Origin of the sequence: Sphingobacterium sp. JUb56, assembly GCF_014191365.1 — a bacterium.
In the GTDB taxonomy this organism is placed as follows: domain Bacteria; phylum Bacteroidota; class Bacteroidia; order Sphingobacteriales; family Sphingobacteriaceae; genus Sphingobacterium; species Sphingobacterium anhuiense.
The window spans coordinates 1,161,841-1,177,228 of the sequence record NZ_JACHWL010000001.1; the positions used below are offsets into that span (position 1 = coordinate 1,161,841).

Consider the following 15,388-nt stretch of genomic DNA (forward strand, 5'->3'; position numbering starts at 1 on the left):
ATTTATCTGAAGTTAGGGTTAGCATCGATCTGCGTTTGCGGTATAGGCAATGATTCACTCACACCAGGAATAAATTTAGCGCCAAATACTTCTTTTGCTTTGCCGGTACGTACCAGGTCATTGAAACGTTCACCCCACCATTCACAGGCAAATTCTGCCCTGCGCTCGTCTAAAATCTGGTTTAACGTCACATTGGCAATAGCACCCAATTTAGCTCTTTCGCGTACCAATCGGAACGGTTCGTCGCCATTTTGTCCTTTCCGTACTTTTGCTTCCGCATTTAGAAGCAATACATCTGCATAACGTAAGATACGAACATTATTGTTGGCGCCATATTCCATACGTCCTTCGGTCATCTGTGCTTTAGGAAGATACGCTTTTCCGTTGAAATATTTGATACCAAATGGATTGCCATAGACCACATCACCGCTCGGGGTGGTAACCGAAGTAGCAGGATTACCGTTGATGCCACAGTATTGAATCGTGTTTTTCAAGCGTTCAACATCGCCACGGTTCGTTAGGAAATCGACAATATTTTGAGATGGCGGTACCCAGCCCGCTCCGGAGATGGGACTTCCTTTTTGATCACCCGACGGTCCCTGCCACCTAAAGAATGTTCCCCAGTCTACTCCGGGACGTACAATATCGCCAGTACCTACACCAAAATCGGAATATTGCAGTTCAAATAAGGATTCATTGGCCAGTTTTCCGGGAAGCTTAAAGAGCTCGTAGAGGTTTGGATATAAGGAGAATTTATTGCTCGCAATGATCTTATTGGTCGCATCCAGGACTTCTTCCCAGTGCGGACTGCTGTTATCATTACCGGCAAGATCTGCTGCGGCTTTGGCTTTGAGGAGCAGTGCCGTATACTTGGTCACTGCACCGATATGGATGGACTGATTTGGACGTGCATCTTCCAGTGCTTCGATGCATTCATTCATTTCAGCAATGATAAATTGTCTTACTTGGGCCGCAGTGCTCTTTTCAATGGTCGCCAGACGTCCAATATTTTCACTGTCGATCAAAATAGGAACGTTTCCGAAGAGGCGGGAGGCCATCAGGTGGGCATATGCGCGCAGAAAACGCACCTCCGCTTTGTACTGCTTATTGAGGTTGAGGTCTTTGCTGTTGCCGGCCGGTATTTTTGCAGCGAAATTGTCCAGTTCAATCAGGGCATTGTTGGCTGCGATGACCAGACTGTAGTAACTGATCCACGATTGGTTCAGTCCCCAGTACGACTGTACGGTTACATCGTTCTGGAAGTTTTTGATGGCCATGAGTTCCGGATTATCATTGGGACTGGGAGCAGCCTGCAGGTAATCATCATCGCGCATGCAGCGGATGGATAGATCGATCCAATGGACCAGGTTGTCATCGGCTGCCGAGCGGTATACGCCAGAAACGGGGCTGTACATCAGGGCAGGGTTGCTGTAGTCGATTTCTTCCGAACGCTGCTGGTTTTCAAGAGGCTTGTCCAAAAACTTTTTACAGCTCGTCATGGATAACGGTACTGCTATACAGCTTGCTATGAGGATATATTTAAAGGTATTCATAAGATTAAAAAGTAAGGTTAAAAATTAAAAGGAAACTTTGACTCCTAGGCTGTACGTTGATGCAATTGGATACACATTGGCATCAAATCCCATTCCGGATACTTCAGGAGTAAAACCGTTGTATTTGGTAAACATAAAAGGTCGATCTGCCGTAACGAATATACGGGTTGGCATTTTCGGGAAGTCAAAACTATAACCTAACTGAATATTTTGTACACGGAGGTAAGCACCACTTTCGACAAAGAACGAACTAGCCTGTAGGTTCCATGAAGCCACCGAACCTGCTGCCGATGGATGGGTGTTGCTTGTTCCTTCACCTGTCCATAGCTTATCAACAAAGGCCGCATCCACATTCATCTGATTGTATTTTCTACGCATAGCCCGGTTGAGGTTATGGATTTTATTGCCACTTACCCCTTGAAAGGCGACGCTTAGGTCAAACTTTTTGTAATCGAATGCCAGGTTGAAGCCATAGGTGATCTTTGGCAGGTAGTTTCCGAGATTGATACGGTCGTTTTCATCCAGTTCGCCATTATTATTCTGATCCTTATATTGGAGATACCCCGGTAAAATAGGGGCGTTTGGATTTTGCTCATTGTACGCCTTTGCTATTGGATCGGCATCGATCTGCGCCTGATTTTGGTACACGCCAGCGACTTCATAACCATAGTAAAAGTTGATGGGCTCGTTGATCTGGATTCTGGCCGGAAATTCTGCCGACCATTCCGGGTAACCGTTCATGATATTCTCAAGTCCGCCCAGATTTTTAACGGTATTTTTCAATGTCGTTACATTTCCGCCAATGGAATAGCCCAATGCACCGACTTTATCTTTCCATTGAAGCGAAAGCTCCCATCCGCTGTTGGCGACACTGCCCCAATTTCCATATACGCGATCCCACGAAAATGGAATAGGTCTGCTGAAGGCAAGATCATGGGTTGTTCTGTGGTAATAGTCTAATGTACCGCTCAGACGGTTGTTCAACAAGGCAAAATCTATCCCGCCATCCCATTCTTCCACGACCTCCCAGCGGACCTGTGAAAAGAACCTGCCGACACGGTATCCCGGAATACGGGTTCCGTTTGTCGTGCCCTCACTGCCAAAGATGCCTGAGAAATTGTTTCCGGAATACACGGTTGCATAGCCTGCATTGGGCTGGATGCCGTCATTCCCCAGTTTACCCCAGCTTCCACGGAGTTTCAGTTGATTGAAAAGCTTTTGGTTTTCCATAAACTTCTCTCTCGTCAGCACCCATCCTAAACCCACAGATGGGAAATAGCCCCACTTGGTCTGGTATTTTGAACTTCCGTCAGCACGGAAAGTAGCGGTCAGTAAGTATTTGTTGTCATAATCGTACGTTCCTCTCGTAAAATAAGATATACCGGCATTTCGGGAGCCGTTCTCACCGTATCCTGTTGCCGAACCGATTCCCTGAGCGCCAACACCTACATACCAGAATTCTTCCGATTCAGGTACATCATTGGCCTGCACCCAGGTTTCACGCCAGCGTTCCTCACGTGTCGACTGTCCCAATAGGACCGACCAGTGGTGTTTGCCGGCTTCATCTTTATACGTCAATAAATTGTCTAAGATGTAGTTGTTGTTACGTGCCTGTGCCGAACGTAGGAAAGAGCGGTCATTTCGCTGGTCGTTATCGATGTAATAAATTGGGTTATAGCCGATGTTATGTGTCGATTGATAGCGCTGGCTGAGCTGTGACTTAAAGGTAATTTTATCTTTCCATAGTTCTGCCTCTACATAGAAACTCGGCAGGATCTGAAATCCTTTCGTCTGATTGTTGTTGTAGAAGGCTGTCGCGATCGGATTGTTGTACCAAAATCCCGACTGCATCCCGATTGCCGTGCTGGATCCGAACTTTTCAGGTTTTGAAAGTTCGATGGTTGGATCGTAAACAGGGTATAAAGGCGATGCAAAATACGCCTGACGGAAAGCCGCATTATTAGGGTGGTAGGATTTAAAGTTATTTAAATGTGCCATGAATCCAACTTTCAGCCAATCTGTAACCTTAGCATCGGCCTGCATGCGCATGTTAAACTTTTGGTTGTTGTTTTTAGCGTCCATGATGCCTTCTTGTTTTACGTAGTTGAGACCAAAAGCATAGGTAATCTTTTCACTGCCACCCATGATGTCAAGATTATGGTTCGTGATGAGTGCTTTTGAGCGCAATAGTTCATCGAACCAGTCGGTATCCATGGCCGGATTGGCTTCGGTACCACCATACTTTTCAACCGATTTTTTGACAAAGGCACCATTTCCGGTCGCATTGGCGTAATTGGCATACTGCTGCGCATTGGCCATTTTTAAGATATTGGTCGGGGTCTGGAAACCTGCAAATCCATTGTAGGTGACACGCGATTTCATATTGATGCTTCCTTTTTTTGTGGTGACGAGGATAACCCCATTTGCGGCACGGACACCATAGATGGCAGCACCGGATGCATCTTTTAAGATGGAGATATCGGCAATGTCATTGGGGTTTAAGAAATCAATGTTATCCATAAACATCCCATCGACAACATACAGCGGACTTTCATTGTTGAACGAGCCTACACCGCGGACGCGCACGGAGGGTGTTGATCCCGGAGCTCCTGAGCTCACGACCTGTACACCTGCAACGGCACCCTGAAGGGCATCCATCGAATTGGAAACCGTACGTTTGGCCATATCCTGCATATTGACCGTTGAAATAGGTGCTGTTAAATCCCCTTTGCGCTGTGTACCGTAACCGACTACCACGACTTCATCCAGATTAAAATCGGCATTAGCCTTTAATTGGATGTTGACGGCATTGCCGGTGATGGTGACTGTTTTGGTTTCATAGCCCAAAGAAGAGACGGTCAAATAACTGGTGTTTTGGGGAATAGTGAGGGAGAAATCTCCGTTCTCGTTGCTACTTGTTCCAATTTTGGAACCTCCAGATAAGGTAATACTTGCCACTAGCGGAATCCCCAGTTCATTTGTGACCTTACCTGTGATCGTTCTGCTCTGTGCACTTACCGTATGGGTAAGACAAGACAGAAGAGCAACACTTGCCATGATGCTAACATTATTTTTCATGCTTGCTGAATTAAAAAATTTAGGAATGTTTATAATTAGCTCAAAATTAGATTTAGATAGGCATAAGTTAAATTTAAACACTACTTCATTACTACTTCATGTTGCGTTAATGCGGTTAAAATCGCTATATTTGGGGTACGTCAATTGTACGTCAACCCTTATAAACAGTATATGAAGTATCTCGCATTCCTTTATTTTTTCGTTTTTTTTATAGCACCGATTTCTTTGTGCGGACAGAATTTATTGGGATTACCCTTAGTCAATAACTATAATAAAACCGTATATGGTGGCGGGAGCCGGACCTGGGATATTAAACAGGATAGCAGGGGCATTCTATATTTTGGCAACAGTGAAGGGCTGATTACTTTTGATGGGCGGTACTGGAAATCTTATGCGTTGCCCAACCATACCATTATCCGTTCGCTATGGATTGACAGCCATGATCGGATCTATGTGGGCGGTCAGGGAGATTTTGGATACTTCGAACCTGCTGAGCAGGGTGGTCTGACGTATACATCACTGAAAGCCCTGATTCCGGAGGAGTACCGCAATTTTGCTGACATCTGGAATACGCTGTCTTTTGGACAGTCTGTTTTTTTTAGGGCGACCAATGTGATTTTTGAACTCAAAGGGCAAAAAATAACGGTACATCCCGCCGCCGCGGAATGGTATTTTATGGGTAAAGTGGGTGAATCGCTTTTTGCGCAAGATAAAAAAAATGGCTTATTGGTCTACCGTAATAACCACTGGTCACCCGTGCTGGCAACGTTGCCTTATCGCGAAATGAAAATCGCATCGATGCTTCCTTTGGGTAAAGACCGGATCGTCTTATCTACTTTAAATAACCAGAACTACTTGTTGAAAGACAGGGTATTATTGCAGTTGAATAAGGAGCGCTGGGATGATAGTTATACACCATCTGCCGCGCGTATCGATGACTCCACCTTCGTTGTCGGCAATGCAAAAGAGGGCTGTCATATCCGTGATCGCGATGGGAAAACGATTCAACGCATCGGTATTCGGGAAGGTTTGGTGAACAAGAATATTTCAGCGGTATTTGTGGACCAGCAAAAAAATATCTGGGTGGCCAGTGACAATGGGATTTCGGTGATTTCGTACGGATCTGCGGTACGGTATCTGCGTCCCAATCTTGAAAATGAGGTGACTGGGCTATCGTCGCTGATCTTTGATCATAAGCTTTATTTATCTTCATCCAACGGGGTATATGTGGCACCTATCAGCAAAGGGCTGAAAGATCAGAGCCGTTCGTTGAGTTCTTTTTCACTTTTTCCGAAAAGTGATGGTGGCGAGGCCTGGTTGCTGGAAGAACTGAACGGACGCTTATTACTGGGGCACAATAAAGGATTGTTTCAGATTCAGGATCAAGCTTTACTGCCGCTGTCCAATCGGACAGGCACCTGGAATGTACTGCCATTGAGTTCCGTTTATCCGGTAAATCAGGCTCTGGTGGGTACTTATCAGGGTTTAGAGCTGTTAAATTATCAAAACGGTATTTTTCAGTCCGGCGGTCAGTTGCGCGGGTTTGTGGATTCATATCGCTTTTTAGAACTGGATGATAAAAATACAATTTGGGCCTCGCATCCTTATCGTGGCATTTACCGCATACGCTTGGCGGCAGACCGTCATGCTTACGATGCTGTTCTCTTAACGAAGAAGAATGGTTTACCGTCAGACTATCAGAATTTTGTGTTCAAGATTAAGGATCAGATCGTTTTTGCTACAGAAAAGGGACTGTACACCTACGATTATACCAAAAATGCGTTTGTCAAGTCTGCTGATTATAAGGAATTTGATGGTCTGACGATCCGATATCTAAAGGAGGATAAAGAGGGCAATATCTGGTACTGTACAGATAAATACGTCGGGGTCGCACAATTTGATGCAAAAAATAAGAGCTATCAGCTTATCAAATTTCCAGAAATTGAAGGCATGAATACTTCGGGATTTGATCATATCAATACCTATGATAAAAACAACATCTATATCGGTGCTGAAAAAGGGATTATCCATATCAACTATGAAAAGTATATTCAGGAAGCGCGGAAACCACTTGTGCTATTGTCGCAGGTAACGGCAAAATCAGCGCAGGACAGTATTCTATTTGCCGGGTATTTCACGAAAAACTCCACCGGAACTTACGAACAGCTCCGTGCGGAACGGTTGGAGCTGGCCTCCAAATTCAATTCTTTTCAGTTTGCTTTCTCTTCGCCAAGTTTTGGTATCCATGAACATATGGAGTTCAGCTATCAACTTGTCGGTTATGATGAGAACTGGTCTGCATGGGAGAATATTGCTGAAAAATCATATACCAACCTGCCCAGTGGAAAGTATCGTTTTCAGGTTCGGGTTCGAAACAATTTAAATCAGATCTCCGAAACCGTTAGCTATGATTTTACGATTCTACCACCTTGGTATCTGAGCATCTGGGCAAAGCTGGTCTATATTCTATTGGGAGCATTGGGCATCTATCTCTTTTTTAAGGTGCAAAAGCAGGTCTGGAAAAAGCAACAGCTCCAATATGAGAAGAAAATGGCACAGCTCCGCTACATCCATCAGTTGGAAATCGAAAAGAGCGAAAAGGAAATTGTCAAGCTCAATAATGAAAAGCTGGAACAGGAAGTCCTGGTGAAAACGAAAGAGCTGGCCAGTGCGAGTATGCAGCTTTTGGAAAATTCGGGAACGCTTGTTAAAGTCCGTGATGAACTGGCAAAAATAGAAGGGAGTGAGGAAGAGGCTTCGGAATTAAAACGGATCAACAATTTACTGAAAGATGTAGAGAAAAATAGTGCCAACTGGGATCAGTTTGCGCTGCATTTTGATGAACTGAATGATGGCTTTTTGAATAAGCTGAAATCCAATCACGAGGGGTTATCACGGAATGATCTTAAAGTCTGTGCTTATCTGAAATTGAATTTTACCACCAAGCAGATCGCGCAGTTGCAGAATATTACGGTCAGAGGAGTTGAAATACACCGGTACCGTTTACGTAAAAAACTACCAGTAGGAAAAGATCAGTCTTTAAGTGATTTTTTGAATGAAATCTAAAGGCATTTAAGCCTGGTTTTCTTTTTTTAGGTAAAAGAAAAGGGAATGATCTGTGGCTTGTGACGCAGCCTGTTGCTAGCTATATATTTAAAAAGCACCTAAACGGATCCGTTCAGGAGCTTTTTTGATGAAATTAAGGTTAATCTTGATAAGTGCCCACTTCGTTCAGCGCCGCCCATTGGGTGCCATCGGTGGCACTTGAAATCGTCACTTTAAAGTAACGGAAGGTTAGGCTATTGGGTAAAGTCACGTAGGCAGGTCCTGCCGCATCCGGGAGCACATAACTGCCGGCATTTTGCCAGGTGCTGTTATTGGCACTGACCTGAATTTGAATATTCTTGGGTTTACTTCCTCCAGAGCGCTGTACAAAGGTAAAGCGGTTCACCGGTTTTGAGACTCCCATATCGATGGTAAAGAAATGCGGATGGGTAGAATTGGCTCCCGTCCAGCGGCTCACCCACTGCGTTGTTTTATCTCCGTCGATGAGATGCACAGCCTGACCACTTTCTGCCTGAGTCTCTTCAGAACTTACGGCAACGATACTCCAGTTTGCTTTATTGTATTCGGGTCTGTCGCCAAACTGAATATCGGGTTTACCGTTCTGCATCTGATAACTGTAGCTGTTCCAATGTCTGTAGCCATTTTCATGGATCAGGCTGATCGTAAAATCATTCTGTAGGTTGCTTCGGTCTTTGAATTCGGTAATGGCGATTTCGGTATAAAAACTATCCAGACCGATCGGGGTGGTTACCCAGTTTTCAGAGTCGTAGTTACCATCTCCGGCACTGCGCTTGGCATCGTTGGTAAAGCCGATGAAGTCCACCTTTTTGTTGCTGCTGAACCGTCCGGATACAATTACTTTTTGTGTAGCATCGTCATAGCGGGCATTCAATTTGGTGATTTTCGCATTGGCAGCGGCATACCAGTCCGAACGAGTTGTGGTACTGAACACCTGTCCGCGGCTCAGTACAGCACAATCCCAGGCATCTAAATAAGTCGGTGCTACGACAAAAGTACCACCGTTTCCGGTGATGATCGGTGTACCGTAGAGATTGTTCTGCGACACCAGACCGCCATTATGCGGCAGATTGAGACCGTGCATCATCTCATGCGTATTGCCTCCGATCCAGGAAGAAGCCAGTCCAGCTGTATCTGTACGGCTCATATTGGCGATCTCCATATCGGGGAAATCGATGCCGTAGCATTTTGTTCCGATGCCATAGTACGGCGCATTTTGTTCACCGAACTTATTAACCGTGGTCAGGATCAGGTAATGGTCACTGGATTTTTGATGGGTCTGAAAATACGTGGTGATTTCCTGCCACATGGCCGATTCTCCACCCTCATATGGATAGGAGGAAGTCGGGAGATTGCCCTGTACAACATGGATTTTGACCCTATTGGAAGCATTTTTTAACAATCCGAAGGTTTTGTCGCCATGTCCCCAATGCTGCATCCAGGTTTTGACAAAGTTTTGTTGGTAGATCAGTGTTTCGCTGATACGTCTTTCGTAATCGGGATTGGGAACCATGTCCGAGGGGACAAACAAGACGACGTTGAGGTTGTAGGGGTGGTCTGACGTGTAGACGGTGTCGAGGGTGTTCGTATTGGCATCAATACGGGTGAGAATTTCTGTTCTTTTACAGGAACCGAATAAAAGGGCCACTGCAAGTACGAGATGGTAAATTTTCATAACAGTTGTTTTTGGTTAAAGGATATATGGGTTATTCTAAATGATCGTATTGAAAAAAGGGGTACTTGCATCTTATTCGGGACGAACCGTATATGTACGGATTTAGGCAATTGCTATACGTGATCTTGCTCTGGCTGTCAGGTGTTTCGCTAAAAATCTCCCGCTTGATTATTTGACGAAACAAATGATTAGGTTAAAAATAGGAGGTTAGAATGAATAAAAATGCAAGTTTATTACCTTTTATTAAAACTATATTACCTTTAAATTGACTCTAGAAAGACTGCCGCTCAGTCTTACGTCTTCGGTCGGGGCTTGTTGCGCCGGGGATCTTTGGAAACAAATCGGAGGTTACGTTGTTACTAGTAATAGTGTCGGTCATGTGAAGGGTACCGACATGTTCTAATCTTCATCAATAACTTTATTTAAACATGGCTAAGCAACAAGAAAACAAAAAAGTGCAACAGATTCAGGAGCATACGATTGACAATGCCAATCGGGTATTGACGACGAATGATGGAGTTCCGATCAATGATAACAACAACATGCTCAAAGCAGGAGAACGTGGCCCTGCACTTATAGAAGATTTTATTTTTCAAGATAAGCTGGCTCATTTTGACCGCGAGCGGATTCCGGAACGCGTGGTACATGCAAGAGGTTCTGGTGCTCACGGTGTTTTTGAAGCGACAGCAGATGTTTCTCAATATACCAGTGCCGCTTTTTTAAAGAAAGGTACGGTAACGCCGTTATTTATCCGTTTTTCAACCGTTGCGGGCTTCAAAGGATCGACTGATCTGGCGCGCGATGTAAGGGGATTCTCGGTAAAGTTTTATACGGAGGAGGGTAATTATGATTTAGTGGGTAACAATATTCCGGTATTTTTTATTCAGGATTCGATGAACTTTCCGGATTTGATCCACGCTGTTAAGCCAGAACCGAATAATGAGATGCCTCAGGCCGCATCGGCTCATGATACGTTCTGGGATTTTATTTCTTTGATGCCTGAATCTGCACATATGCTGATGTGGGCAATGTCCGACCGTGCTATTCCACGTTCTTTTAGAATGATGGAAGGTTTTGGTGTCCACACGTTTAAATTTGTCAATGCAGCAGGTAAAGGCACTTTTGTGAAGTTTCATTGGAAACCTAAATTGGGAGTGCATTCGGTGGCATGGAACGAGGCGCAAAAATTATCGGGATTTGATTCGGATTTCTTACGCCGGGATCTGTGGGAGAATATCGAAAAGGGTAATTTTCCACAGTGGGATCTGGGTGTCCAGCTTGTACCGGAAGAGGATGAACAGAAATATTCGTTCGATTTATTGGATGCAACGAAGATCATTCCGGAAGAATTAATTCCGGTGACGATTATCGGAACGATGACACTGAACCGTAATCCGGAAAATTTCTTTGCAGAAACCGAGCAGGTAGCCTTTGATCCAGGACGTCTGGTACCGGGTATTGACCTGACCAATGATCCTTTATTGCAGGGACGTATATTCTCTTATGCAGATACACAGAATTACCGATTGGGAGGTCCTAATTTTCATGAGCTTCCGATCAATAGACCGGTCAACGGTAAACATAACAATCAAAAAGACGGTTTTGGCAGACAGGATATCCTGAAAGGCAACGTCAGCTATTTCCCAAATAGTTTGGGTGGCGGTTGTCCCTATCAGGCCATGTTAAAAGGCGAGACCGGCTTTAAGAGCCATGAAGAAAAAGTGGATGGCTATAAAGTAAGACGCAGGTCTTCGTCATTTGCTGATCACTTTACACAAGCCCGCTTGTTTTTCAATTCGCAGACAGCACCTGAAAAGGAACATATCATCAGTGGTTATAGTTTTGAGCTATCTAAAGTAAATTCGGTAGCTATCCGTACACGGGAGCTGGCGATCTTAAATCAGATCGATCAGGAACTGGCGAAAAGAGTGGGTGCCAATCTGGGATTGACACCTCCGGAGCAACTGGATGAACTGACGTTACAGTTTGCGCGTCAGAACCATCCGGAATATCCGGTGAAAGCGCCTAAGCCAGAGGTTGAGAAATCTGCCGCATTGAGTATGGCTACCGCTCCGGGCGAAGGAACGATTGAAACTCGGAAAGTGGCTTTTCTAGTGGCAGATGGTGTGAGCAAAGCATCGGTCGATGAGATGAAAAAAGCATTGGAAGCGGAGGGTGCTGAGGCCGTTCTGATCTCGACACATACGGGTAACGTGAAGTTTAAGGAAGGTGGAGAAGCAGAAATCCAGCATACTTATCTGACGGAAGCTTCGGTCTGTTATGATGCATTCTATACACCCGATGGTGATTCGGTTGCAACATTGGAGGATGAGCCGGATTATATCCATTTTATCAACGAAGGATTTAGACATTGTAAGGCTTTGGCCTTTGCTAAAGGTGCTGAAAAATTAATTGCAGGATCGTATATCGCCAAGCAGGAAAAAGATGCCGGCGTGGTACTCGAATCAAAAAATAACCTGACGGCAGACTTTATCAAAGCGATGAAAGGTCACCGGGTATGGGATCGGGAGAAAGGACGGAAAGTGCCTGCTTAGTGCGGCAACTATCGATCTCGTACATATATAAAAAAGTCATGCTTCTGATGGGAGCATGACTTTTTTTATAAGGGTATATGTTGCTTATTTCGTCACAATGAACTGAAAATCCGCTTGGAATTTTACTTCGTCGCTTACCATCAATCCACCTGTTTCTAAAGCCGCGTTCCAAGTTAATCCGAAATCCTGACGGTTGATTTTACCAGTAGCGGTATAACCGATTTTTTCATTACCCCAAGGATCTTTTGCTACACCACCAAACTCCACGTCGAATGTAACGGATTTGGTAATGCCTTTGATCGTTAGATCGCCTGTTAATTTAATATCATCACCGTCTTTTTTACTGCTCGTAGCATGAAATGTAATGGTCGGGTTGGCCGCAACATCAAAAAAGTCTGCACTTTTCAAATGCTCGTCACGTTGTTCGTTTTTCGTGTTGATAGACGCTGTCTGAATGGTCAGGTCTATTTTGGCATTTTCTAAATGGTTTGAATCACTATCTATCGTAACGTCGAAATCTTGAAATTGACCTTTTACGTTAGTAATCATCATGTGTTTTACTTTAAACTCTATTTCACTGTGTGCTTTGTCTAAACTCCAATTTGCCATAACTTTAATGTTTAAATTTGTTTATAAATTTTTTATTTTCTTCTCTAATATGATGCTACAAAAATAAAGGTTAACACCGTTATAATTATTGACCTAGATCAATATCGTACATGTGCCTTGCCTTCTGACATTAGGTAAACAAAGAGGCGCTGTATTGGTTTTGATTTATTTTTGCACATGGGGTCAGATCTAATAAGGAACATTGAATTTTGTCAATCTCAGTACCACCTGTTGCATTTTGGGTAAAAAGATCAGCATAATAATGACCAGTACGACTCCGGTAAGCATCAGGTCATAATAATCGCGGCTTGCGCGGGCGAGGATCTGTTCTTTGAGCATGGTATTGAAGAAGGCATTGGCGGCCACCTGCGATTTTAAGCCGTCATTACCTGCATTTTGATAGGTCTGTTCGATCTGCTGCAAGGTAAGGGGCAACTGCGGATTGATCTGGTTGACCGCATGGCGTACCTGATCCTGAACCGCGGCCCGGGTAAATAACTGCAGTTCGTTGTTAATTGCCATACTGCTGCAAAATCCGATAAATCGAGCCAGAATACCGATCAGTGATGCATTTACAGCGATTTTAGCAGGAGCAGCGGATGCTGTGAAGGTTACGATAGGCACAAATAAAACTCCCGTCGCAATGCCATAGATAAACATAGGCAATATAAAGTCTGCTGTCGATCCGGTCACGGAAATAAAGAACAGCATATAGCTATAATACAGGCCCATGATGATAAATCCGACGATGATCATCCGAATCAGATGGGTTCCCAATAGTATAAAGCGCGCTGTTACATACATACTCAGTATTGTTCCGGATATGACAGCCAACCAGATGGGAATGGTATGTAAAGGATCGGTTTTTAAGATCGTTTCCAGATGGCTGTAGGTCAGTCCTGTACTGCCTTTGAAGAGGTAAAATACAAAAAGCAGTAAAAGACCGATAACAAAGTTTTTCGCTTTGAAAATCCGCAGATTAATCAACGGACGTTTTAAGCGCATTTCCCTGATAATAAAAAGTATAAGGATGCATACTGCGGCCAGAACCAGCTGGCAGATCACGGTACTGCTGAACCAGCCCAGCTGCCTTCCGTAAATCAGGATATAGCCCAAGAGCAGTACAAAACTGGTATAGAAGAGGTAGCCGATCCAGTCCACCTGATAGAGCGGTATCTTTTTATGCAATCTTGCTTTGGCATCCATCGTGATCAATACGGTAGCGGTGAGCAGCAGCAGTAAGATATTGGCTCCGTAAAACAGCCAGTTAAAATCCAGATAATGAAGTACCATGCTGCAGTAGATGGAATAAAGTGGAATAGAAATCTGAATGCCAGCATAGAGGATGGTGTACCCGATGACTCTGGCCCGGGTGCTATGCAGTCTGGGGAACACCAGATGGAGTACAATACTCGATAGCAGTGCGCAGGTGATGCCCTGTGCAAATTGACAGATGAGAAAGAGGGGCCAGCTTTTACTATGGAAGCAAATCAATGTGCAGATACCATTGGTCGTTAATCCGATCAAGAGGTATTTGCGTGAGGTGAAGTATTTCACAATACGGGAATCGAGCGCCAAGAATGTCACTGTGGATCCATAGATGAGTACCATGGCATATTGTACATCTGTGGTTGCTACGCCGTAATACCCCATCACGGTTACAGGACTGCTGTAGAGGGCAAAACTGAATAAACAGGTCATCAGGATTGCGAAGATAACCGATCTGGCCAGCCACTCGGATACCCAGTGTTTAAATAAAGGAATTTTATGTGCTTGCATCTTTAGTTTTTTACCACATATACATGTGCGTTCATGCCGGCAGCGAGTTTGTCTAGCCCTTGGCTTTGGTTTAGTTTAATGCGGACAGGCATGCGCTGGATGATCTTCACGAAATTACCGGTGGCATTATCTGGAGGTAATAGGGAGTAGCGCGATCCGGTAGTGGGGGAAATGGACTGGATGGTTCCGGTGAATTGTTCTCCAGGAAAGGCATCAACTTCAATGTTGACCCTATTTCCGATATGTAGGCTGCCGATCTGGGTTTCCATAAAATTGGCCACGACCCATTTCTCTTCGGTATCATTGGTGAGAAATGCTAAGGTCTGTCCCGGTTGTACCAATTGTCCTTCCTGAATGTTTTTTTTACCCAGTTGCCCATCAAAAGGTGCGGTAATCACGGTGTAGCGGACATCCAATTCCTGTCTTTTGAGCAGGGCTTCTTTGATCCGGATTTCGGCCTCAATCGCCGATCGCTGAGCTTTGAAATCTTGCAGTTTGGACTGCGCAACCTGCAGATTAGCCTGCGATTCATCATAATCTGCTTGATTGATGGCCAAGTTTGCCTCCACATGATCAAATTTCTGCTGTGTGGTGGATTGTTCGGCTAGCAGGTTCTGATAGCGGTTAAATTCTTTTTGTTGCTGTGTTAGTTTTGCCTTTGATCCGGAAAGATGTGCTTTGATCACTTCGATGGTCTTGAGCTGGGTATCTTCATGGGCACTGAGGATCGGGAGTTTTGCACTTGAACTCAGCAGTTCGGCCAATGCGGCTTCCTGTTTCAGGCCGTATTCACTTTCCTCGATGAGCAATAAGGTATCGCCTTTTTTTACCTGTTGGTTATCCTGGAAATAAATCTTGCTGATGTATCCACCGACTTTTGCGTTTACGGGTGAGAGGTAGGCATCGATCTGCGCATCGTTGGTTTGCTCGTATTGATATCCTTTCCAGAAATAGACGACGCACCAGCTGCTGATACCGACCAATAATAAGATGCCTAACCATTTGGTGATTGCGACTACAATTTTATCTGTTTTATTTTTGTCCATGGTGTTTAC

General features: G+C 44.5%; 8 protein-coding genes. 2 read left to right on the forward strand and 6 right to left on the reverse strand.

All coding sequences use genetic code 11. From position 1 onward, the window contains the following. Positions 1-2: 2 nt before the first annotated feature. Both FHR29_RS04625 and FHR29_RS04630 read right to left on the reverse strand, forming a co-directional pair. Positions 3-1,553, reverse strand: coding sequence for a RagB/SusD family nutrient uptake outer membrane protein (locus FHR29_RS04625; protein WP_183912731.1), 1,551 nt, complete (start codon positions 1,551-1,553; stop codon positions 3-5). Between the two features lie 24 nt (positions 1,554-1,577). Then, positions 1,578-4,631: a TonB-dependent receptor gene (locus tag FHR29_RS04630; RefSeq protein WP_183912734.1), complete on the reverse strand. Its 3,054-nt coding sequence runs from the start codon at positions 4,629-4,631 to the stop codon at positions 1,578-1,580. Between the two features lie 171 nt (positions 4,632-4,802). Between FHR29_RS04630 and FHR29_RS04635 the strand changes: the two genes are divergently transcribed. After that, on the forward strand, positions 4,803-7,697 hold the full coding sequence (locus FHR29_RS04635; protein ID WP_183912736.1) for a triple tyrosine motif-containing protein: 2,895 nt from the start codon (positions 4,803-4,805) through the stop codon (positions 7,695-7,697). 139 nt (positions 7,698-7,836) lie between these two features. On the opposite strand, the gene FHR29_RS04640 is transcribed toward FHR29_RS04635, so the two are convergent. After that, positions 7,837-9,390, reverse strand: coding sequence for a discoidin domain-containing protein (locus FHR29_RS04640; protein WP_183912738.1), 1,554 nt, complete (start codon positions 9,388-9,390; stop codon positions 7,837-7,839). 428 nt (positions 9,391-9,818) lie between these two features. Between FHR29_RS04640 and FHR29_RS04645 the strand changes: the two genes are divergently transcribed. Then, positions 9,819-11,945, forward strand: coding sequence for a catalase (locus FHR29_RS04645; RefSeq protein WP_183912740.1), 2,127 nt, complete (start codon positions 9,819-9,821; stop codon positions 11,943-11,945). Positions 11,946-12,029: 84 nt separating this feature from the next. Here the strand turns inward: FHR29_RS04645 and FHR29_RS04650 are convergent, their stop codons facing one another. From FHR29_RS04650 to FHR29_RS04660, 3 genes are all read right to left on the reverse strand, one after another. Then, positions 12,030-12,554, reverse strand: coding sequence for a YceI family protein (locus FHR29_RS04650; protein ID WP_132768582.1), 525 nt, complete (start codon positions 12,552-12,554; stop codon positions 12,030-12,032). A gap of 189 nt (positions 12,555-12,743) precedes the next feature. Next, positions 12,744-14,333: an MFS transporter gene (locus tag FHR29_RS04655; RefSeq protein ID WP_183912742.1), complete on the reverse strand. Its 1,590-nt coding sequence runs from the start codon at positions 14,331-14,333 to the stop codon at positions 12,744-12,746. A 2-nt stretch (positions 14,334-14,335) separates the two neighbouring features. Then, positions 14,336-15,379, reverse strand: a complete 1,044-nt coding sequence (locus tag FHR29_RS04660) for an HlyD family secretion protein (protein WP_183912744.1) — start codon at positions 15,377-15,379, stop codon at positions 14,336-14,338. Between the last annotated feature and the right edge of the window lie 9 nt (positions 15,380-15,388).

Excerpts from the sequence above, each read along its gene's own strand:
- FHR29_RS04625 (WP_183912731.1), bottom strand. The coding sequence starts at position 1,553 with ATGAATACCTTTAAATATATCCTCATAGCAAGCTGTATAGCAGTACCG.
- FHR29_RS04630 (WP_183912734.1), bottom strand. The coding sequence starts at position 4,631 with ATGAAAAATAATGTTAGCATCATGGCAAGTGTTGCTCTTCTGTCTTGT.
- FHR29_RS04635 (WP_183912736.1), top strand. The coding sequence starts at position 4,803 with ATGAAGTATCTCGCATTCCTTTATTTTTTCGTTTTTTTTATAGCACCG.
- FHR29_RS04640 (WP_183912738.1), bottom strand. The coding sequence starts at position 9,390 with ATGAAAATTTACCATCTCGTACTTGCAGTGGCCCTTTTATTCGGTTCC.
- FHR29_RS04645 (WP_183912740.1), top strand. The coding sequence starts at position 9,819 with ATGGCTAAGCAACAAGAAAACAAAAAAGTGCAACAGATTCAGGAGCAT.
- FHR29_RS04650 (WP_132768582.1), bottom strand. The coding sequence starts at position 12,554 with ATGGCAAATTGGAGTTTAGACAAAGCACACAGTGAAATAGAGTTTAAA.
- FHR29_RS04655 (WP_183912742.1), bottom strand. The coding sequence starts at position 14,333 with ATGCAAGCACATAAAATTCCTTTATTTAAACACTGGGTATCCGAGTGG.
- FHR29_RS04660 (WP_183912744.1), bottom strand. The coding sequence starts at position 15,379 with ATGGACAAAAATAAAACAGATAAAATTGTAGTCGCAATCACCAAATGG.